The following is a 19,074-nucleotide window of genomic DNA, read 5'->3' on the forward strand; positions in this document are numbered from 1 at the left end:
GCCGATCAAAAGCCGGCGATCGCCCGGGCGAAATCCTCCGCCTTGAAGGGCTGCAGATCGTCGACGCCCTCGCCGACGCCGATGAAGTGCACCGGCAGGCCATGGCGCGCGGCGATGGCGACGAGGATGCCGCCGCGTGCGGTGCCGTCGAGCTTGGTCATGACGAGGCCGCTGACGCCGGCCTTGTCGGCGAATATCTCCACCTGCGACATGGCGTTCTGGCCGGTGGTGGCGTCCAGCGTCAGAAGCGTGGCGTGCGGCGCTTCGGGATCGTGCTTCTTGATGACGCGCACGACCTTCTCCAGCTCCGCCATCAACTCGGCGCGGTTCTGCAGGCGGCCCGCCGTGTCGATGATAAGGATATCGGTGCCGGCATTTCTGGCCGCCTCCATGGCGTCGAAGGCAAGTCCGGCCGCGTCGGCGCCCTGCTCGCGGGCAATCACCTCAGAGCCGGTGCGCTCGCCCCAGATCTTTAGCTGCTCGATGGCGGCGGCGCGGAAGGTGTCGCCGGCCGCCAGCATGACGGCGCGACCCTCGGCGCGTAACTTCGCCGCCAGCTTGCCGATGGTCGTCGTCTTGCCGGAGCCGTTGACGCCGACGACGAGGATGACGAAGGGCTTCTTGGCGGCGTCGATGTTGAGCGGCTCGGCGACAGGCTTCAGTGTTCGCGCCACCTCGTCGGCGAGGATGGCCCTCACCTCCGCTTCGTCGACAGACCTGTCGTAGCGCTCGCGCGCCAGGCGCTCGGTGATGGCGGTGGCGGTCTCCACACCGAGATCGGCGGAGATCAGCACGTCCTCCAGCTCCTCCAGCGTCTCATCGTCGAGGCGGCGCTTGGTGAAGGAGCCGGTGATGCGCGAGGTGATGGAATTGGAGGATTTGGAAAGGCCCGAGGTGAGGCGCTGCAGCCAGCCCTGGCGGGCGGGGGACGCCGCCGCGGGCTGCGGCCCAGGTTCCTCCGCTTCTTCGGTGAGCGTGACCGGCGCGTCTTCGCGCTCGGCTTCGGCGGTTTCCTCCGCGGGGCCTCCAGGTAAGGTTCCTGCCTCTTCGTCGGCTGGCGGGGTGGCGAGTGCCGGCCGGTCGAGGCCCGGCTCCGGGCCGGTGTGGGGGGGCGTGGAGCTATCGGTTTCTTGCGACAGCGCGGCGACGCCTTCGCTCTCAAGCTCATCCTCGGCGCGGTGCTTCTCGCCCGCCTCGGCCTTGTCCGATTCGTTTTCTAGCGCCTCGGCCTCGGGCGCTTCGTCCTCCCGTGCCTCGGCCTCTTCGGCCTCTATGCGCTCTTCCTCGGAAAGTTCCTCGCGCTCTTCGGCGGGCGCCTTGTCGCGGCCGAAGAGGCGGCCGAAAAATCCCTTCTTCTCAGCCATCACGCTGCCTTCGCCAGTTCCTCGGTGGTGAGCCTGCCGTCCGCGACGCCGGCGATGCGGGCGGTGACGATGTCGCCCGGCGTGCCGCCTTGAATGCAGACGGGCGCGAAGTGCTCGCTGCGCGCAAAGCCTTCCTTCTCCACCAGCAGCGCGCGCGTCTTTCCGACCTCGCTCGCCAGAAAGCCGCGCTCGGCAGCTTCGCCCGTCTCCCGCAGGCGGCGGGCGCGGTCCTTCACCTCCTGGCGCGGAAGCTGGGGCATTCTTGCCGCCGGCGTGCCCTTGCGGGGCGAGAAGGGGAAGACATGCAGGTAGGTGAGGCCGCAATCCTCCACGAGGCGAAGGGAGTTCTGGAACATCTCCTCCGTCTCGGTCGGGAAGCCGGCGATGAGGTCGGCCCCGAAGACGATGTCGGGGCGCAGGCGGCGCGCCTCCTCGCAAAAGCGGGTGGCGTCCTTTCTCAGATGCCGGCGCTTCATGCGCTTTAAAATCATGTCGTCGCCGGCCTGGAGCGAGAGATGCAGATGCGGCATCAGCCGCTCCTCCTCGGCGATGGCGCGCATCAGCTCGGCATCGGCCTCGATGGAATCGATGGAGGAAAGGCGCAGGCGCATAAGCTCTGGCACATGCGCGAGGATGGTGCGCACCAGCCGCCCCAGGCGCGGCCGGCCGGGAAGGTCGGCACCCCAGGAGGTGAGGTCGACGCCGGTCAGCACCACTTCGCGATAGCCTCCGGCGGCAAGGCGGCGAACCTCCTCCACCACCGGACCCATGGCGACGGAGCGCGAATTGCCGCGTCCGTAAGGGATGATGCAGAAGGTGCAGCGATGGTCGCAGCCGTTCTGCACCTTGACGAAGGCGCGGGTGCGCCCCTCGAAGGCGTCGACGAAATGCGGCGCCGTCTCGCGCAAGGTCATGATGTCGGAGACGAGTATCTTCTGCGGCGCCGGCAGGCCGAAGGGGCGCACGGCAACGCGCTGCCAGGCGGCGCGTTCGGTTTTTTCGGCGTTGCCGAGAACGACATCGACCTCCTCCATGGCGGCGAAGGTCTCAGGCTCGGTCTGCGCGGCGCAGCCGGTGACGACAATGCGCCGGCCGGGATTGTCGCGCCGTGCCTTGCGGATCGCCTGGCGCGCCTGGCGCACCGCCTCGCCGGTGACGGCGCAGGTATTGACGACGATGGCGTCGTCGATGGCCGCGCCGGCCTCGCGGCGCATGATCTCCGATTCGTAGGCGTTGAGCCGGCAGCCGAAGGTGAGGATGTCGAGGCTCATTCGGCGGCCGCCTCCTGCCGGCGCCAGGCGCCGGTCTCGGTATCGAAGAAGCCGGTGAACTCGCTCTCCACGGGCCCGGTCATCCAGATATGGTCGTGCTCGTCCCAGCGGATAAAGAGGTCGCCGCCGGGCATGGTGATCGTCGCCTCGCGCCCGGTGCGTCCGGTACGCGCGGCGCAGACGAGCGTGGCGCAGGCGGCGGTGCCGCAAGCCTGCGTCAGCCCCACGCCGCGCTCATAGGTGCGGATGGTGACGGCATCGCTTGCCGTCACCTCGGCGACGGTGATGTTGGCGCGTTCGGGAAAGATCGGATGGCTCTCCAGGAGCGGACCGAAGCGCTCGATGGCGTGGCCGCTCACATCCTCGACCCAGAAGATGGCATGCGGATTACCGACATTGACGACGGAAGGCGAATGCAGGACCGGCGCGTCGACGGGGCCGATCTGCAATTCGATGGCGCGAGTGTCGCGGAACTCCTCCGCCAGCGGGATGTCTTCCCAGTCAAAGCGAGGCACGCCCATATCGACGGAGATGGAGCCGTCGGCGTCGTTCCTGGCGAGGAGAAGGCCGGCGCGGGTCTCGATGGAGGCGCTCGCCGTGCCGTTCTCGGCCATCAGCAAGGCGGCGACGCAGCGCGTGGCGTTGCCGCAGGCGGCGACCTCGCCGCCATCGGCATTGTCGATGCGCATGAAGATATCGGCGCCGATTCGCGAAGGCTCTAGGGTGATGAACTGATCGAAACCGATGCCGCGAGCACGGTCGGCGAGGGCGCGGATGATCTCAGATCGCGGGCGCACGCCGCCCCGCCTCGCATCCACGACGGCAAAGTCGTTGGCGAGCCCGTTCATCTTGATAAAGGGCGTCTCGCTCATGGGCGCCTATATGGGCGAAAAGAGGCCGAAACGCCAGAAGGCGGGCGGCGAGCCCGCGGGACCGAAGGCCGCGCCATATAGGCGGAGCGGCCGGCGAGCCTTGCTCCGATAGGCATGGCAAGCGCGTGGAACCTTCCTTATGAGCGCCGATTGAAGGTGAAAAGGATGCGCGATGCCAAGGCCAAGCGATGACGATCTTTTCGGCGCGCGCCACGAGCGGGAGGACCCGCGCGGACGCGCCGCCGCGACGCCCAGTGAGATACCGTTCGCCGGGTGGCGCGACATATTCTGGCGTGTCGCGAAGGAAATCGCCGAAGACCGGGTGTCGTTGGTGGCCGGCGGGGTGACCTTCTATCTCTTGCTTGCTGCCTTTCCGGCGCTGGCGGCCCTCGTCGCCATCTATGGGCTCTACACCGACCCCGCCAATCTGGCGGCGCAGCTTGAGGCGCTTCAGGCGGTGATGCCGCAGGCCGGCATGGAAATTCTGCAGGAGCAGATGGAGCGGCTCGTCAGCGCCGAACCGGCCTCGCTCAGCTTCGCCTTTCTTGCCGGTCTCGCTTTGTCGCTATGGAGCGCCAACAGAGGCGTGAAGGCGCTCTTCCAGGCTCTCAACGTCGCCTATGAAGAGAAAGAGGAGCGCTCCTTCGTTGGGCTGAACCTCGTCTCTCTGCTTTTTACGCTCGGCTTCATCCTCCTCGTGCTGCTCTTCCTCGCCGCAACCGTGGTGGTGCCGGCGGTGCTCGCCACCCTCGGCTTGACGCAGGGATGGCTGGTGGCGGCCTTGCGCTGGCCGATGCTGCTTCTGGTGGCGGCGGCGGCGATCGCCACGCTCTATCGTTTCGGACCGAGCCGGCCGCCTATGCGCTGGCGCTGGGTCTCCTGGGGCGGGACAATCACCGCCTTGGTGTGGATCGCCGCCTCGATCCTCTTCTCCTGGTACATCGCCAACTTCGCCGACTACAACGCCACCTACGGTTCGCTCGGCGCCGTCATCGGCCTGATGATGTGGATCTGGGTGTCGGTCTTCGTGCTCCTGGCCGGGGCGGAGCTCAACGCGGAGATGGAACATCAGACGGCGCGCGACACCACGCTGGCGCCTGAGCGCCCGATCGGCCTGCGCGGCGCGCATATGGCCGATACCGTCGGTAAGGGGCTCGACGGCTCGGGCGGCGGGGCGGGACTGGACCTCTTTGGCTCGCGCCAGCCCTTGGCGCGTCACGAGCGCTTCAGCCTCGGCGAACTCATCACGATCGGCATCCCCTTCGTCCTTATCGGCATCCTGCTTTCCTCGCCGGTAGAAAGGCCGCCGCGGGTTCGCCGAGGAAGGCGCCGCACCGGTGCGAAGCGGCTCGCGGAAGCGGGGCTGAAGGCGGTGCTCGCAACGACGAGGCGCTGATCGGGGAGGCGATGGTCTGTCGTCGATGGAAGGATGCGGCGGAAGTATGCCGGGGGAAGTATGCCGGGCGATAGAGCGCTTTGCCCATCGAGCCGAGCCGGTGTCGGGCGGACCGGCTTCCGGCGAGCCTGGGCTCGGCCGCCGAAAGCCGGTCCTGGTCCGCGCTGCCGGGGGGCGGTGCAGGCGGAGATCGGCCAGAAACGCTTACGCTGCAAATCGATTAACACAATTAAAAGTTGCAATGACTGGATGCTACAATTACAACCTCGGCCCGTCAATGTATTTTCGCCGGTTTCGCTGGGTTTAACCTTACGTAAAGCTTGCCTCCGCGAGACGAGTTTGATCGGAAAGCCTTCCGATTGAGGCGGCACTCGCAGCGAGGACGACGACGCAAAGCGGCCCGATGGACCGCCCGCCTTGTTGTTGGAATGCTGGCGCCGCCGCTTTGCTGCCGCTTTATTGACTTTCGTCCCTTGTTCCTCTAGGCGCGAGCTACGAAATTCCATGCGGTCCGAAACCGAGCCGCCGACCGGGACCGTGGTTCCGGAGGTCCACACCCGCCAGCGAGGGTTCGCCCGCGGGTGCGATAGGCATTGAACGCCCGAGAGCATCATGTTCGATACCCTTTCCGATCGCCTTTCCGGCATCTTCGATAAGATCACCGGCCGCGGTGCGCTCTCAGACAAGGACGTCTCCGAAGCGCTGCGTGAGGTGCGCAGGGCGCTGCTTGAGGCCGATGTCGCGCTGGAGGTGGTCAAGAGCTTCACCGAGAAGGTGCGCGAACGCGCCGTCGGTGCGGAGGTTGTGCGCTCCGTCAAGCCGGGCCAGATGGTCGTCAAGATCGTCCATGACACGCTGGTGGAGACGCTCGGCTCGGAAGCCTCCGAAATCAGCCTCGCGGCCGCGCCGCCGGTTGCGATCATGATGGTCGGCCTGCAGGGCTCCGGTAAGACGACGACGACGGCCAAGATCGCCAAGCGCTTGACGGATCGGGACAAGAAGAAGGTCCTGATGGCTTCGCTCGACACGCGCCGGCCGGCGGCGCAGGAGCAGCTGAAGGTTCTCGGCGAGCAGATCGGCGTCGCCACCTTGCCGATCGTGGCGGGGCAGGGCCCGGTGGAGATCGCCAAGCGGGCGGAGAACGCCGCCAAGCTCGGCGGCTACGATGTCGTCATGCTCGACACGGCCGGGCGCACGCATATCGACGAGCCCTTGATGATCGAGATGGAGGAGGTGAAGCGGACGTCGCGGCCGCATGAAATCCTCCTCGTCGCCGACGCGCTGACCGGCCAGGACGCGGTCAATGTGGCGCGCTCGTTCAACGAGCGCTGCGCCGTCACCGGCATCGTCCTAACCCGTATCGACGGCGACGGGCGCGGCGGCGCTGCGCTCTCCATGCGCGCCGTCACCGGTAAGCCGATCAAGCTCATCGGCACCGGCGAGAAGATCGACGCGCTGGAGGCGTTCCATCCCTCGCGCATCGCCGACCGTATCCTCGGCATGGGCGATATCGTCTCGCTGGTGGAGAAGGCGTCCGAGGAGATCGACCAGGAGAAGGCCCTTCGAACCGCGCAGCGGATGAAGAAGGGCGAGTTCGACCTGGAGGATTTCGCCGAGCAGCTCAAGCAGATGGAGAAGATCGGCGGCATGTCCGGCATCATGAGCATGATGCCGGGCGTGGCGAAGATGAAGAAGCAGGTCTCGGCCGCCGGCGTCGACGACCGCATCATCAAGCGCCAGCTCGCCATCATTTCTTCCATGACGCGTACGGAGCGGCAGAAGCCGGCGGTGATGAACGCCTCGCGCAAGAAGCGCGTCGCGGCGGGTTCCGGCGTCGAGGTGCAGGACGTCAATAAGCTCCTGAAGATGCACCGGCAGATGTCGGACATGATGAAGAAGCTCGGCCGCAACAAGAAGATGGCCGGCCTCTTCGGCGGCGGCGCCAAGCCGGATCCGGCGATGCTGGAAGAGATGCAGAAATCCGGCGGTATGGGCGGCATGCCCGGCGGCCTGCCGCCCGGAATAGGCGGCATGCCGGGTGGGATGCCCGGATTGCCGGGGATGGGCGGTGGCGGCTTTCCAGGCCTGCCGAGCCTCGGGCGGGGCAAGAAGAAGTAGCTCTTACTAGACAGGAAGACCAAGATGACCGTGAAACTGAGATTGGCCCGCGGCGGCTCCAAGAAGCGCCCGTTCTACCGGGTCGTGGCCGCGGACGAGCGGGCGCCGCGCGACGGGCGCTACATCGAGCGCCTTGGCGTCTACAACCCGCTTCTGCCGAAGGACCATGCCGAGCGCGTCGTGCTCGACACGGAGCGCGTGCAGTACTGGCTGTCTCAGGGCGCCAAGCCGACCGACAGGGTGCTGCGCTTCCTCGACGCGGCCGGGCTCGCCAAGCGGCCGGCGCGCAATAATCCGAAGAAGGCCGAGCTCGGCGCCAAGGCCAAGGAGCGGCTGGAAGCCCGCCGCCAGGCCGAGGAAGAGGCTAAGGCCGCCGCCGAGGCCCCGGCGGAGGAAGCACCCGCCGAGGCGCCGGCCGACGAGGCCGCGGAATAAGCTCCGCGGCCCGACCGGCCGGCTGAGGCCATGTCCAAGGAGCGTGACCTTCTTCTCGTCGCGCAGATCGGCCGGCCGCATGGCGTCAAGGGCGAGGTGCGGGTGAAGAGCTTCACCGCCGATCCGCTCGCTCTTGCCGATTATTCTCCGCTGCGAGCGGAGGACGGGCGCCTGTTGGAAATCCAGGCATTGCGCCCCGACAAGGGCGACATTCTCCTCGCCCGCTTCAAGGGCGTCGGCGAGCGCAGTGCTGCCGAGGCGCTGAACGGGCTGGCGCTCTACGTGCCGCGCGAGGCCTTGCCGGAAGCGGGGGAGGAGGAGTTCTACCATGCCGATCTCATCGGCCTTGAGGCGCGCGCGCCGGATGGCGAAATCCTCGGGCGCGTCATCGCCGTGCACGATTTCGGTGCCGGCGACGTGCTGGAGGTGAAGCCACCCAAGGGCGCCACCTTTCTCCTTGCCTTCACGCGCGAGAATGTCCCGGAAGTCGGCCTTGCCGGCAGATACCTCATCCTCGATTTGCCCGATGAGGTGGAAGTGCGCGAAGAAGGGGCGGCAAGCCACAAGGAGAAATCATGATCACCGTCGCCGGGCAGTTCCGCATTCCCGAAGGCAAGCAGGACGCCCTTCTGCCGCATGCCCGCCAGATGCTCGCTGCCACCCGCGCGGAAGAAGGCTGCATCCTCTACGCTTTTGCCTTCGACCTGGAGGATCCGCATCTGGTGCGCGTCTATGAGGAATGGGAGAGCTGGGAGCATCTGGCCGCCCATGGGGAGGCGCCGCATATGGCGCAGTGGCGGGCGGCGCTCGGCGAGATCGGCAGCTTTGAGCGCGCCGTCAAAGCCTATGAGGCCGGCCAGGCGAAGACCGTTTGATCCCTTCTATGAACTTCCGCGCCTCTGTTCTCACCCTCCATCCGGAGATGTTTCCGGGGCCGCTCGGCTTCTCGCTTTGCGGCAAGGCGCTGAGCGGAGGCTTATGGAGCCTGGAGAGCCGGCCCATCCGCGCCCACGGCATCGGCACGCACCGCATGGTCGACGACACGCCGGCGGGCGGGGGACCTGGCATGGTGATGCGCGCCGATGTCCTCGCCGCGGCCATCGACGAGGCCTCGCCGGCGCACGACAAGCGCCCACGGCTGCTGATGAGCCCGCGCGGGGCGCCCCTCACACAGGCGATGGTGCGGCGCTGGGCGAAGGGGCCGGGGCTCCTCATCGTCTGCGGCCGCTTCGAGGGCGTCGACGAAAGGGTCATCGAAGCGCGCGGCCTTGAGGAGGTCTCGCTCGGCGATTTCGTCCTTTCCGGCGGCGAGGTGGCGGCGATGGCGCTGCTTGAGGCGGTGGTGCGCCTCATCCCCGGCGTCATGGGCAAGGAGGCCTCCGGCACCGAGGAGAGTTTTGAGAACGGGCTCCTGGAATATCCGCATTATACAAGGCCCGCCGAGTTTGAGGGCCGGACCATCCCGCCGGTCCTCACCTCCGGCCATCACGGCGAGGTGGCGAAATGGCGGCGGGCCGAGGCGGAGCGCATCACCCGCGAAAGGCGGCCGGATCTTCTGAAGAAGGACCTCTAGGTCGCGGCCTCACAGGGACGGGGTTGGCGGGCGGCGATAAAGCCCGCGGGCCGGTGCTGTCGATCACCGCGCCGGGGCTTCCGCCCTGTCGCCATGCCATGGCTCGACCATGGCATCCATGGCGCGGACTCTCGCCGAGCCGAGAAGGCGCGGAACGGATGGCCGGGGGGCCGGCCATGACGACCATCAGAAATCGCTATGCAGCGCGATCGAAAGCGCGGGGCAACCAACCGACCGCTGCTGGCCGCGGCCTCAGCCCGTCACGACGTAGTAGACGGTGAGGAAGAGGCCGACGGCGATGACGAAGCCGCGCACATAGCTCTGCGGGAAGCGGCGCGCCGCGGCCACACCGGAATAGCCGCCGAGGGCGGTGGCGGCGATCATCACCGCCGCCTCGCTCCAGGCGATCACCCCGCCTTTGACGAAGACGGCGATGGCGATGATGGCGATGACGACCGACAGCAGCGTCTTGATGGCGTTGAGACGGTGGAAGTCTTCGCCCTCGGTCAGGCCGAGGGAAGCCAGCATCATGATGCCCATGCCGGCGCCGAAGAAGCCGCCATAGATGGCGACCACGAACTGGATGACCCAGGCCAGCGGCCGCGGGGCGTGAAGCTGGCGCGCCCGCAGCGCCCGGGCAATGCGCGGGCCGGCGGCGAAGAGCCCGGTCGCCGCGATCAGCAGCCAGGGCACCATGGCGCGAAATTGCGGGTTGTCCAAAGCCAGCAGGAGGAGGGCACCGAGGAGGCCGCCAATGGCGGAGACGAGGAGAAAGGGCAAGGCGGTGCGGCCGATCACCTTCAGCTCGCGCGTATAGGCGAGGGTGGAGGTGACATAGCCCGGCAATTGGGCAATGGAACTCGTCGCATTGGCGGTGATCGGCGGCAGGCCGACAAGGGTCAGGGCGCCGAAGGTCAGAAAGGTGCCGCCCCCCGCCACGGCGTTGACGGCGCCGGAGACGAAGCCTGCGAGGAGCAGGAGGGCTATCTCAAAGAAAAGCATGATGTATCGGTGGCGGGGGCATCGGGGGACGCAAGTTTTAGCTTCCCCCGCCGGGCGGCGCAAACCCGCGCCTTGCAACTCGACGAAAGTCGAAGGCGGCAAGCGCCGCGCGCCCTGTCACAGGCTCGTCATTTTGCACCCCGAAGGCGTCGACAGGCGAAGCGCTTCGGTGTATAGGGCCGCCAACTTCCGTTTTGAGATACGAAACAATGCCGCGAGCCGGCCGTTTCGTCGTGGAGCAATCCGTCGAGACAGGCGCCCGCGGGCCGTATGGGGTTTGAAGAGATGAACGCGATCCAGGAGATCGAGCAGGCCGAAATGGCCGGCATCGCCGAGCGCCGGACGATCCCGGAATTTGAGGCGGGCGACACGGTGCGCGTGCATGTGCGCGTGACGGACGGCAACCGCACGCGGCTGCAGGCCTATGAGGGCGTCGTCATCGCCCGTTCCGGCGGCGGCATCAACGAGAGCTTCACGGTGCGCAAGATTTCGTATGGCGAGGGCGTGGAGCGCGTCTTCCCGGTCTGCTCGCCGCTGATCGAGAAGCTTGAGGTGGTGCGCCGCGGCAAGGTGCGGCGCGCCAAGCTTTATTATCTGCGCGGCCGGCGCGGCAAGTCGGCGCGTATCGCCGAAGATGCGCGGGTGCGCGCCAAGCGGCTCAACGAAGCGGCCCGCGAAATCGCGGCGGCCGAGCGCGCCAAGGCCAAAGAGGCCAAGGAAGCGGCCAAGGCCGAGGCAGAAGCGGCCGAATCCTGATCTAAAGACAGGTCAGTCTGAACGAAGAAGGGCGGTCCCGCGGGGCCGCCCTTCTTCTTTCTGGAATCGTTCTCCATCGGGTGTTGCACGACATCGCGACTATCGAAAGTAGTATTGCGGGCCGGGCGAGGTGCCGATAGCGGGGTAGACGGCGAACTTGCGTCGCCCAATCGCGGTTCGCCGCCAACGAATTTCATAATGGGAGGGACTGAACGTCCATGAGCACCACCGACAAGACGATTCTGACTCGTCGCACCCTCTTGCGGGGCACGGCGGCGGGCGCGACGCTGCTCGCCACGCCCTACTTCTTCACCAAGGGCGCCTACGCCCAGGATTTCTGCAATATGCCGACGGGCGACACCGTCACCCTCGGCTTCAACGTGCCGCAGACAGGCGCCTATGCCGATGAGGGCGCGGACGAGCTGCGCGCCTACCAGCTGGCCGTCAAGCACCTCAACGGCGAGGGCGACGGGGGCATGATGAACACGATGTCGCCCTCCGCGCTGAAGGGCAACGGCATCCTCGGCAAGAAGGTCGCCTACGTCACCGGCGACACCCAGACCAAGTCGGACGCCGCCCGCGCATCGGCCAAGCGCATGATCGAAAAGGACGGCGCCATCATGATCACCGGCGGCTCGTCGTCGGGCGTGGCCATCGCCGTGCAGGGCCTGTGCGACGAGATGGGCGTCATCTTCATGGCCGGCCTCACCCATTCCAACGACACGACGGGCAAGGACAAGAAGCGCTACGGCTTCCGCCACTTCTTCAACGCCTACATGTCCGGCCAGGCGCTTGGCCCGATCCTCGCCGAGGAGTTCGGCAGCGACCGCCGCGCCTATCATCTGACCGCCGACTACACCTGGGGCTGGACGCAGGAAGAATCGATCAAGAACGCCACGGAGAATCTCGGCTGGGAGACCGTCGAGGCGGTCCGCACCCCGCTCGGGGCCGGCGACTTCTCGCAGTACATCACGCCGGTGGTCAATTCCGGCGCGGACGTGCTGATCCTGAACCATTACGGCAAGGACATGGTGAACTCCTTGACCCAGGCGGTTCAGTTCGGCCTGCGCGAGAAGCAGGCCAACGGCAAGAACTTCGAGATCGTCGTGCCGCTGTTCTCGCGCCTGATGGCGCAGGGCGCCGGCGAGGCGATCAAGGGCATCCTCGGCACCACCAACTGGAACTGGTCGCTGCAGGACGAGGCCAGCCAGGCCTTCGTGAAGTCCTTCGGCCAGGAATACGGCTTCCCGCCCTCGCAGGCGGCCCATACCTGCTACGTGCAGACGCTTCTCTACGCCAATGCTTGCGAGACCGCCGGCACCTTCCTGCCGACGGAGGTGATCTCCACGCTCGAGGGCTTTGAGTTCGACGGCATGGGCAATGGTCCGACGCTCTACCGCGCGGAGGATCACCAGTGCTTCAAGAAGGTGCTGGTGGTGCGCGGCAACGAGAACCCGGAATCGCAGTTCGACCTTCTGAAGGTGGTCAAGGAGGTGGCGCGCGAAGACGTCACCTACGATCCGTCCATCTTCGGCGGCGAACTCGGCCCGAACGTCGTCAAGACCTGCTGAGAGGCAGCACACGATCGCCGGCGGCGGCTTTGCCGCCCCGGCACCCTTTCGTGCGCCTCCGCCGGACGTTTCCTTCCTCGTGCAAGCGAGCCCGACGCGAGACTAGAACCTTATGGACGCCATTCTCCTTCAGGTCCTCAACGGCCTCGACAAGGGCGGTGCCTATGCCCTGATCGCCCTCGGCCTGACGCTCGTTTTCGGCACTCTGGGCGTCGTCAACTTCGCCCACGGGGCGCTGTTCATGCTGGGCGCCTTCTGCGCGGTGGCGCTCAACGAGGCGCTGACCTGGGAGATCGTGACCGTCGATCCGACGAGAACCACGGCCTGGGGCACGCCGCTGGAGGTCCGCCAGCCTTATCTGGAGGCGCAGTTCGGCGATTTCGGCGCCTTCCTGGTCGACTTCTCCGTGCCGCTCGCCATCCTCGTCGCCATCCCCTTCATGCTTCTCGTCGGCGTCATCATGGAGCGCGGCCTCGTCCGCTTCTTCTACAAGCGCCCGCATGCGGAGCAGATCCTGGTCACCTTCGGGCTCGCCATCGTCCTGCAGGAGATCATCAAGAGCGTCTTCGGCGCCAACCCGATCCCGCAAGGCGCGCCCGATATGGTCGCCGGCAGCGCCGATATCGGCGCCTGGTTCGGCATGGCCGGCAGCATCATCTATCCGTGGTGGCGGATCGTCTACTTCCTGTTCTCCGTCCTCATCATAGGCATCGTCTTCGCCTTCCTGAACTTCACCACCTACGGCATGGTGGTGCGGGCCGGCATGCAGGACCGCGAGACGGTCGGCTTTCTGGGCATCAACATCCAGCGTCGCTTCACCATCGTCTTCGGCATCGCCGCGGTCGTGGCCGGTCTCGCCGGGGTGATGTACACGCCCATCCTGCCGCCGGATTACCATCTCGGCATGGATTTCCTGGTTCTGTCCTTCGTCGTCGTGGTGGTGGGCGGCATGGGCTCGCTCAGCGGCGCCGTCCTGGCAGGGTTCCTGCTCGGCATCCTGCAATCCTTCGCCTCCATGACGGAAGTGAAGGCGATCCTGCCCGGCATCGACCAGATCATCATCTACCTCGTCGCAGTGATCGTCCTGCTCGTCCGGCCGCGCGGTCTGATGGGTCGGACCGGCATCATGGAGACCTAGGACGTGCGCAAGATTGCCATCTCAGACGGCGACATCCAGGTTTCCACCCGCCAGCTGCCACCGGAGGGGCCGGAGCCGAAGCCGATCACTCCCGCCGCCAAGGACTGGATGCTTTTCCTCGGCTTTGCCGCGACGGTGCTGACCATGCCCATCTGGCTGCAGCCTCTCGGCGCGGCCTATCCGGACCTTCTTCAGAAGTTCGCCATCTTCGGCATCTTCGCCATCGGCTTCAACATCCTGTTCGGGCTGACCGGATACCTCTCCTTCGGCCACGCCGCCTTCCTGGGCGTCGGTTCCTACGCGGCGGTTTGGTCGTTCAAGCTTTTCACCATGAACGTGCTGCCGGCGATGCTGCTGGGCGTCCTGGTGGCGGGCCTGTTCGCCCTTCTCATCGGCTTCATCAGCCTGAGGCGCGCAGGCATCTACTTCTCCATCCTGACGCTCGCCTTCGCGCAGATGAGCTACAATCTCGCCTATTCGGTGCTGACGCCGATCACCAACGGCGAGACGGGCCTGCAGCTGCGCGGCAACGACCCGCGCTACATCGACCGCGCCTTCGGCGTGGAGAGCGTCGGCCTGCCGCAGACCAATCTCTTCGGCATCGATATGAGCGGCTATCCGGGCTTCTACTTCTGCGCCGCGGTGCTGATCGTGATGTTCCTCATCGCCATGCGCATCTTCCGCTCGCCCTATGGGCTGAAACTGCGGGCGATCAAATCGAACCAGAACCGCATGGCCTATACCGGCTTCAACACGCGGCCCTATCTTCTCGGCGCCTTCGTCATCTCCGGCATGTATGCCGGGATCGCCGGGGCGCTCCTGGCGGTGACGGACCCGCTCGCCGGGGCGGAGCGGATGCAATGGACGGCCTCCGGCGAGGTGGTGCTGATGACCATCCTCGGCGGCGCGGGAACGCTGATCGGCCCGTTCCTCGGCGCCACCATCATCAAGTATTTCGAGAACATCTTCTCCGCCTTGAACGAGGCCGAATTGGCTTCCGCCTTCTCCTTCCTGCCGCCGCCGCTACAGGAGTTCGCCGTGACCATCGTCAACCCGTTCGTCGGCGAGGGCTGGCATCTCACGCTCGGCGTCATCTTCATGGTGATCGTCATCTTCCTGCCCGGCGGGCTGGTGGAAGGTTTCCGCCGGATCGGCCGGCTGTTCCGCGGCAGGAGCGGCAAACGCACGGCCTCTCAGGCCGAAGTCCAGCCGGCCGAGTGAGGGGTGTCATGAGCGATATCGTGCTGCATGTGGCCGACGTGCAAAAAAGCTTCGGCGGCCTGAAAGCCCTCACCGACATCGAGCTGGAGGTGGAGGAGGGCAAGACCCACGCCATCATCGGGCCGAACGGCGCCGGCAAGTCGACGCTGCTCAATGTCTGCGTGGGAAGGCTGGCGCCCGACCATGGCAGCGTCACCTTCAAGGGACATGTGCTGACCGGCAAGCACCCTTACGAAATCAACCAGCTCGGGGTCGCCCGGGTGTTCCAGACGCCCGAGATCTTTCCCGATCTGACGTTGTTGCAGAACGTCATGGTGCCGGCCTTCGCCAAGCGCGACGGCGCCTTCCGCATGGATGCGCTGCGCTCCCTGGAGAGGGAGACGGAGCTTTGCGGGGAGGCCGACCACATCCTGGAGGATGTCGGGCTCTACCGGTTTCGCCACAAGCAGGCGTCGAGCCTGTCGCGGGGCGACAAGCGGCGGCTGGAGCTGGCCATGTGCCTCATCCAGCACCCCAAGCTGCTTCTCCTCGACGAGCCGACCGCCGGCATGTCGCGCCACGACACCAACAGCACCATCGAGCTGTTGAAGACGATCAAGGAGCGGGGCATGACCAAGGTGATCATCGAGCACGACATGCATGTGGTGTTCTCGCTCGCCGACCGCATCTCCGTGCTCGCGCAGGGCAAGATCATCGCCGAGGGCTCGCCGGAGGAGGTGCGCGGCAATCCGAAGGTGCAGGAAGCCTATCTTGGAGGAGCGCATTGATGAGTATCACCGCCGAAGCCCCCTCCAGCGTGGCGCCCGCGCCGCAGACGCCACAACCGGGCGAACAGCGCGGCGAGGCCTTCTTCGTCGCCCGCGACCTGCACGCCTATTACGGCGAAAGCTATATCGTGCAGGGCGTCAGCTTTGAGGTGCGCGAGCAGGAGGTGCTGGCGCTTCTCGGCCGCAACGGCGCCGGCAAGACCTCCACGCTCAGAACCATCGCCCGCGGCCCGAGCCCGGAGCTGAAAAAAGGCGAGATCTGGCTGGGCGAGACGCCGCTGCACGAGATGGCGTCCTACCAGGCGGCGCAGGCCGGGGTGGTGCTGGTGCCGGAGGACCGGCGCATCATTCAGGGGCTGACGGTGGAGGAAAACCTCGTCCTGGCGCAGATCGCGGAGCCGCGCGGCTGGGAGCTGGAGCGCATCTACGAGCATTTCCCGCGCCTTGCGGAGCGCCGCAGCCAGGAGGCGACGACGATGTCGGGCGGCGAGCAGCAGATGCTGGCGGTGGCGCGCGCGCTCGCCCGCGACCTGAAGCTCCTCCTCCTCGACGAGCCCTATGAGGGGCTGGCGCCGGTGATCGTGCGCGAAATCGAAAAGATCGTCGCCGAAATCAAGGAGCTCGGCATCACCACCATCATCGTGGAGCAGAACGCCATCGCCGCCTTGCAGCTCGCCGACCGGGCGATCATCCTCGATATGGGCGAGGTGGTCTATGAGGGCACGGCCAAGGAAGTGCTGGAGAACGAGGAGCTGCGCCACGAATACCTGGCGGTGTGAGGGGCGCTAGTTCTTCTTCACGGCGACGATCGGGCCGAGCGGGAAAAAGCCGTCGGCGCGGCGGATTTCCGGCGCATAGAGGCTGGAGATGGTGCCGTCGAGGAAGAGGGCGTTCTTGCAGCCGAACCTCTCCTTGAAGAGGCCTGAAAACTCCCAGAAATTCACCGGCGCCTCAGAGAGCGCGAAGACGGCCTCGCCGCGGGGCGTGACGCAGACGCCGTTGCGCCGCTTGCGGCTGTCGCTCTCGGGAAAGAAGCGGGGATGGCGCGCCCCGTCCACGAGCAGCATCGGGCCGGATTGGGTGGCAAATTCCGCCGGCGGCTTTTGGCGCAGGAATTCCTTCGTCTCCATGACGCCCGCCCGGCCGGCGCCGACCCAGAAGACGCCGTTCGGCAGCATGTGGAAATTGCCCGGACCCTTGGCTGTGTTGGCCGGCTTCAGCGTGCGGCCTTCCTCCATATAAAGGCCGACCGGGGCGAGCTTGTCGTCGTACATCCCCCCGTTCATGGCGAAGACGAGCTCTTCGCCGCGCGCCGCCAGCGCGCCCTTCAGCGCCCGGAAGGAGCCGTAGGGCTTGCCGGAAGCATCGTTGAGATAGGTTCTGAGCTCCACCTTCGCCGGGTCGAAGCGGCACAGCGAATAGCGCGTGCCGTCATGGCGCAGGCTCTCGCAGGCGGCAAAGGCCGGGCCGGCCGTGAGAAAGGCGAGGAGGGTGAGAAGGGGAGCGGAAAAACGCATGCGCCTTGCTAGCCTGCGAGGGTGGCGAAGTCACCCGATCGGGGTAATCTCTCGAATTGAACGTGCCTGCTTGCGGCATACCTTCGAACGGAGCCGGAGCACGCGCGTCGCGCCCGCCGATCATCCAGGGGATAATATCTATGCTGTCGATTTCGAGGGAGGACGCATACTTACACTGGCGTCTTCCGGAGTTGCCTTGGGACTTCCAACTTTGCTGCGTTGCCTGTAGGTTCAGGTAATTATACGCAGCCTCGGACGCGGAGGTTCTTCCGGCCCAAGGCTTCCATATAGCTCTTTGAAATCGTCATGGCCGACCTTCGACAACTCGATCATTTCAGCAACCTCAAAACCCAAGTCATGAATATGTGATCTGATGATGCTTGGAAGGACGGTGGGGGGATCAAACGGAAAATCCAAACTAGGCGGTTCTCTAGTCCGCCAGCCTCGCGCACTAATCTGCTGCCACAGGTATCGTGCTTGGTTGTCCGTTATCGCCTTCAATGACTGCGCAGCCATTAACAACGATTGCATAGACACGCGCCACTCCTTTTTGAGCGCGGCTAGAAATTCGAGGGTCACCCGCCGCCCCATGAACACCTCCCGCAGTTCATGCGGTGGCAACAAGAAGGCGGACGCGAATTGGTTTGCCTCTTCCTCCATAGTCGCCGTTGGGAAGCGATGCATGACAAGATGTCCCAACTCGTGGGCCAGCGTGAAGCGCAGTCGATCTGCTGGGTGATCTCTATTGATAAGTACCAGAGGTGGTCGGCCGGGCACAGCAAAGGTTACGCCGCTGACTGCGGCGCCGTGGAAACTAGACTCGCCGACGATGATGCCGGCCCGCTCCATTAGCCTTGTAAGGTTCTTGATCGGCCCGCTTGGAACTTTCCAATGAGCCCGAACCGTCGCTGCTATCCGCTGAACCGAACCGTAGTGCTCGACATCAAGAACTGGCAGTTCATTTACAGGCGTATAGTCAACATTTTCGAGAAATCGACGGAGATGAAAGAGCCGAATGTTTAGCTCGGCAGTTATCATATCCACGTCGCGCGCAGACACTTCTGACTTCTTCCCGCGAAGCATCGTGTGGACGCTAACGGGTGGCCCATAAACCGTATCGCCAATTTCAAAAAAACTCAGCGGAAGGCTGAACGCCTGTGATGCCCGTGACCGCAGGTCGTCATCCGCTTCGATCATGTCATTCTCGATCCGTGACAGCACCGGCTGAGCAACGCCGAGCCGCTCTGCGGCCTTTTTCTGCGTGAATCCTCGCAGGTGCCGCGCAACGCGCAGTAGATCTCCAAATGTCGCCATGGCTATTCGCCTGCGGCGTCTTTTTTGGAAGCAACCTTCGGCTTGATGAGCGGCTCGTCGTGATCAGCTCTGCTTGGCCTCGGCAAGACAACAATACCACTACTGCCGCTCTCTGCGGCATCATCAATTGGATACGACCAGAGCAACCGCTCGCGGTCTCGCGCAACCACCAACATGCTCTCGATTTCGGTGCCAAGCTCGTCTGTCGCCCAGACGAACTCGACCTTGGCCGCGGCCGGCGGGAATCCCGGGAGACTCTGTTGTGGGTCTACGAAGTCAAGAACAGCCTGTGTCGGAATATTCTGGCCAAGATGATCGTCATCGCCTTTCTTGAAGCGACCGACTACCACATCGCGAAAGCAGAATTTCACCGTCTGAGTTTCGTCCAACACACGCACAGTCGAGTCCGATCCCAGAATCGATCGGGCATTCCGCGCAATCGCGTCAAAGACATAGTTCGTGACGGTGCGAGGATAGAGGATCGGAGGGAAACCGTTCATCGCACGGCATTCCGCAACGGCAAGCCATTCGGCGAACCCTGCGACAATAGCTCCCCTTATCCGGGAGTGATACGGGGTTAACGCTTTCCTGACCTCTGCCTCGGAATATTGGTCCATGATTCGGCCACCAGATGTTGGAACCAACATACCGGTACGTTTTGCAAAATCAACAAAAAATATTCAGTTTCTATTTTCTGCTTTAATGGCAGTGATTTGCTGCCTCCATCGGCGGAATATCTGAGCGCGGCTCCGGCGGTAT

Annotated in this window: 19 protein-coding genes; 12 read left to right on the top strand and 7 right to left on the bottom strand. The window is 65.2% G+C overall.

From position 1 onward, the window contains the following. Positions 1-5: 5 nt before the first annotated feature. From ftsY to dapF, 3 genes are read right to left on the bottom strand one after another with little or no spacing between them, the layout of a single operon-like run. Positions 6-1,364 (bottom strand): signal recognition particle-docking protein FtsY, encoded by a 1,359-nt coding sequence (ftsY, locus tag Q331_RS0106035; RefSeq protein WP_026379936.1) that lies wholly within the window; start codon positions 1,362-1,364, stop codon positions 6-8. Then, positions 1,364-2,635: a tRNA (N(6)-L-threonylcarbamoyladenosine(37)-C(2))-methylthiotransferase MtaB gene (gene mtaB / locus Q331_RS0106040; RefSeq protein WP_026379937.1), complete on the bottom strand. Its 1,272-nt coding sequence runs from the start codon at positions 2,633-2,635 to the stop codon at positions 1,364-1,366. The genes ftsY and mtaB overlap by 1 nt, the downstream gene beginning before the upstream one ends. Then, the gene (gene dapF / locus Q331_RS0106045) at positions 2,632-3,507 is read right to left on the bottom strand and encodes a diaminopimelate epimerase (RefSeq protein WP_026379938.1); all 876 of its coding nucleotides are present in this window, start codon (positions 3,505-3,507) and stop codon (positions 2,632-2,634) included. The genes mtaB and dapF overlap by 4 nt, the downstream gene beginning before the upstream one ends. A 172-nt stretch (positions 3,508-3,679) precedes the next feature. On the opposite strand from dapF, the gene Q331_RS20275 reads away from it, so the two are divergent. The 6 genes from Q331_RS20275 (at position 3,680) to trmD (ending at position 9,029) form a co-directional block, all read left to right on the top strand. Then, positions 3,680-4,903, top strand: a complete 1,224-nt coding sequence (locus Q331_RS20275) for a YihY/virulence factor BrkB family protein (protein WP_084174822.1) — start codon at positions 3,680-3,682, stop codon at positions 4,901-4,903. A 612-nt stretch (positions 4,904-5,515) separates the two neighbouring features. Further along, a complete protein-coding gene (gene ffh / locus Q331_RS0106055; protein WP_026379939.1) occupies positions 5,516-7,021 on the top strand; it encodes a signal recognition particle protein in 1,506 nt (501 codons plus the stop codon). A 24-nt stretch (positions 7,022-7,045) separates the two neighbouring features. Beyond that, a complete protein-coding gene (gene rpsP, locus Q331_RS0106060; RefSeq protein WP_026379940.1) occupies positions 7,046-7,456 on the top strand; it encodes a 30S ribosomal protein S16 in 411 nt (136 codons plus the stop codon). Between the two features lie 30 nt (positions 7,457-7,486). Further along, a complete protein-coding gene (rimM, locus tag Q331_RS20280) occupies positions 7,487-8,035 on the top strand; it encodes a ribosome maturation factor RimM (RefSeq protein ID WP_034491240.1) in 549 nt (182 codons plus the stop codon). Next, the gene (locus Q331_RS0106070) at positions 8,032-8,331 is read left to right on the top strand and encodes a putative quinol monooxygenase (RefSeq protein WP_026379941.1); all 300 of its coding nucleotides are present in this window, start codon (positions 8,032-8,034) and stop codon (positions 8,329-8,331) included. Before rimM ends, Q331_RS0106070 begins: the two co-directional genes overlap by 4 nt. Positions 8,332-8,339: 8 nt before the next feature. Next, the gene (trmD, locus tag Q331_RS0106075; RefSeq protein ID WP_026379942.1) at positions 8,340-9,029 is read left to right on the top strand and encodes a tRNA (guanosine(37)-N1)-methyltransferase TrmD; all 690 of its coding nucleotides are present in this window, start codon (positions 8,340-8,342) and stop codon (positions 9,027-9,029) included. Positions 9,030-9,281: 252 nt separating this feature from the next. On the opposite strand, the gene Q331_RS0106080 is transcribed toward trmD, so the two are convergent. Then, positions 9,282-10,031, bottom strand: coding sequence for a sulfite exporter TauE/SafE family protein (locus tag Q331_RS0106080; protein ID WP_026379943.1), 750 nt, complete (start codon positions 10,029-10,031; stop codon positions 9,282-9,284). A 285-nt stretch (positions 10,032-10,316) separates the two neighbouring features. Between Q331_RS0106080 and rplS the strand changes: the two genes are divergently transcribed. From rplS to Q331_RS0106110, 6 genes are all read left to right on the top strand, one after another. Beyond that, positions 10,317-10,787 (top strand): 50S ribosomal protein L19, encoded by a 471-nt coding sequence (gene rplS, locus Q331_RS0106085; protein ID WP_026379944.1) that lies wholly within the window; start codon positions 10,317-10,319, stop codon positions 10,785-10,787. 218 nt (positions 10,788-11,005) lie between these two features. Then, complete coding sequence (locus Q331_RS0106090; protein WP_026379945.1) at positions 11,006-12,358, top strand: substrate-binding protein; 1,353 nt, start codon at positions 11,006-11,008, stop codon at positions 12,356-12,358. A gap of 112 nt (positions 12,359-12,470) precedes the next feature. Continuing rightward, positions 12,471-13,496 carry a branched-chain amino acid ABC transporter permease gene (locus tag Q331_RS0106095; protein WP_026379946.1) on the top strand — a complete coding sequence of 342 codons (1,026 nt, stop codon included), beginning with the start codon at positions 12,471-12,473 and terminating at the stop codon, positions 13,494-13,496. A 108-nt stretch (positions 13,497-13,604) separates the two neighbouring features. Continuing rightward, complete coding sequence (locus Q331_RS20285) at positions 13,605-14,717, top strand: branched-chain amino acid ABC transporter permease (RefSeq protein WP_051630737.1); 1,113 nt, start codon at positions 13,605-13,607, stop codon at positions 14,715-14,717. 8 nt (positions 14,718-14,725) lie between these two features. Beyond that, positions 14,726-15,484 (top strand): ABC transporter ATP-binding protein, encoded by a 759-nt coding sequence (locus Q331_RS0106105; RefSeq protein ID WP_026379947.1) that lies wholly within the window; start codon positions 14,726-14,728, stop codon positions 15,482-15,484. Further along, complete coding sequence (locus Q331_RS0106110; protein WP_026379948.1) at positions 15,484-16,263, top strand: ABC transporter ATP-binding protein; 780 nt, start codon at positions 15,484-15,486, stop codon at positions 16,261-16,263. Before Q331_RS0106105 ends, Q331_RS0106110 begins: the two co-directional genes overlap by 1 nt. 6 nt (positions 16,264-16,269) lie before the next feature. On the opposite strand, the gene Q331_RS0106115 is transcribed toward Q331_RS0106110, so the two are convergent. The 3 genes from Q331_RS0106115 to Q331_RS20290 all read right to left on the bottom strand — a co-directional run bounded on the left by Q331_RS0106115 (position 16,270) and on the right by Q331_RS20290 (position 18,932). Continuing rightward, positions 16,270-17,001 carry a phosphodiester glycosidase family protein gene (locus Q331_RS0106115; RefSeq protein WP_026379949.1) on the bottom strand — a complete coding sequence of 244 codons (732 nt, stop codon included), beginning with the start codon at positions 16,999-17,001 and terminating at the stop codon, positions 16,270-16,272. 231 nt (positions 17,002-17,232) lie between these two features. After that, complete coding sequence (locus Q331_RS0106120) at positions 17,233-18,315, bottom strand: helix-turn-helix domain-containing protein (RefSeq protein WP_026379950.1); 1,083 nt, start codon at positions 18,313-18,315, stop codon at positions 17,233-17,235. A 2-nt stretch (positions 18,316-18,317) separates the two neighbouring features. Continuing rightward, positions 18,318-18,932 carry a hypothetical protein gene (locus Q331_RS20290; RefSeq protein WP_156953270.1) on the bottom strand — a complete coding sequence of 205 codons (615 nt, stop codon included), beginning with the start codon at positions 18,930-18,932 and terminating at the stop codon, positions 18,318-18,320. Positions 18,933-19,074: the final 142 nt, after the last annotated feature.

Origin of the sequence: Afifella pfennigii DSM 17143 (genome assembly GCF_000688515.1) — a bacterium.
In the GTDB taxonomy this organism is placed as follows: Bacteria; Pseudomonadota; Alphaproteobacteria; order Rhizobiales; family Afifellaceae; genus Afifella; species Afifella pfennigii.

Coding starts and splice junctions, on each gene's coding strand:
- ftsY (WP_026379936.1), bottom strand. CDS start 1,364: ATGGCTGAGAAGAAGGGATTTTTCGGCCGCCTCTTCGGCCGCGACAAG.
- mtaB (WP_026379937.1), bottom strand. CDS start 2,635: ATGAGCCTCGACATCCTCACCTTCGGCTGCCGGCTCAACGCCTACGAA.
- dapF (WP_026379938.1), bottom strand. CDS start 3,507: ATGAGCGAGACGCCCTTTATCAAGATGAACGGGCTCGCCAACGACTTT.
- Q331_RS20275 (WP_084174822.1), top strand. CDS start 3,680: ATGCCAAGGCCAAGCGATGACGATCTTTTCGGCGCGCGCCACGAGCGG.
- ffh (WP_026379939.1), top strand. CDS start 5,516: ATGTTCGATACCCTTTCCGATCGCCTTTCCGGCATCTTCGATAAGATC.
- rpsP (WP_026379940.1), top strand. CDS start 7,046: ATGACCGTGAAACTGAGATTGGCCCGCGGCGGCTCCAAGAAGCGCCCG.
- rimM (WP_034491240.1), top strand. CDS start 7,487: ATGTCCAAGGAGCGTGACCTTCTTCTCGTCGCGCAGATCGGCCGGCCG.
- Q331_RS0106070 (WP_026379941.1), top strand. CDS start 8,032: ATGATCACCGTCGCCGGGCAGTTCCGCATTCCCGAAGGCAAGCAGGAC.
- trmD (WP_026379942.1), top strand. CDS start 8,340: ATGAACTTCCGCGCCTCTGTTCTCACCCTCCATCCGGAGATGTTTCCG.
- Q331_RS0106080 (WP_026379943.1), bottom strand. CDS start 10,031: ATGCTTTTCTTTGAGATAGCCCTCCTGCTCCTCGCAGGCTTCGTCTCC.
- rplS (WP_026379944.1), top strand. CDS start 10,317: ATGAACGCGATCCAGGAGATCGAGCAGGCCGAAATGGCCGGCATCGCC.
- Q331_RS0106090 (WP_026379945.1), top strand. CDS start 11,006: ATGAGCACCACCGACAAGACGATTCTGACTCGTCGCACCCTCTTGCGG.
- Q331_RS0106095 (WP_026379946.1), top strand. CDS start 12,471: ATGGACGCCATTCTCCTTCAGGTCCTCAACGGCCTCGACAAGGGCGGT.
- Q331_RS20285 (WP_051630737.1), top strand. CDS start 13,605: ATGCTTTTCCTCGGCTTTGCCGCGACGGTGCTGACCATGCCCATCTGG.
- Q331_RS0106105 (WP_026379947.1), top strand. CDS start 14,726: ATGAGCGATATCGTGCTGCATGTGGCCGACGTGCAAAAAAGCTTCGGC.
- Q331_RS0106110 (WP_026379948.1), top strand. CDS start 15,484: ATGAGTATCACCGCCGAAGCCCCCTCCAGCGTGGCGCCCGCGCCGCAG.
- Q331_RS0106115 (WP_026379949.1), bottom strand. CDS start 17,001: ATGCGTTTTTCCGCTCCCCTTCTCACCCTCCTCGCCTTTCTCACGGCC.
- Q331_RS0106120 (WP_026379950.1), bottom strand. CDS start 18,315: ATGGCGACATTTGGAGATCTACTGCGCGTTGCGCGGCACCTGCGAGGA.
- Q331_RS20290 (WP_156953270.1), bottom strand. CDS start 18,932: ATGGACCAATATTCCGAGGCAGAGGTCAGGAAAGCGTTAACCCCGTAT.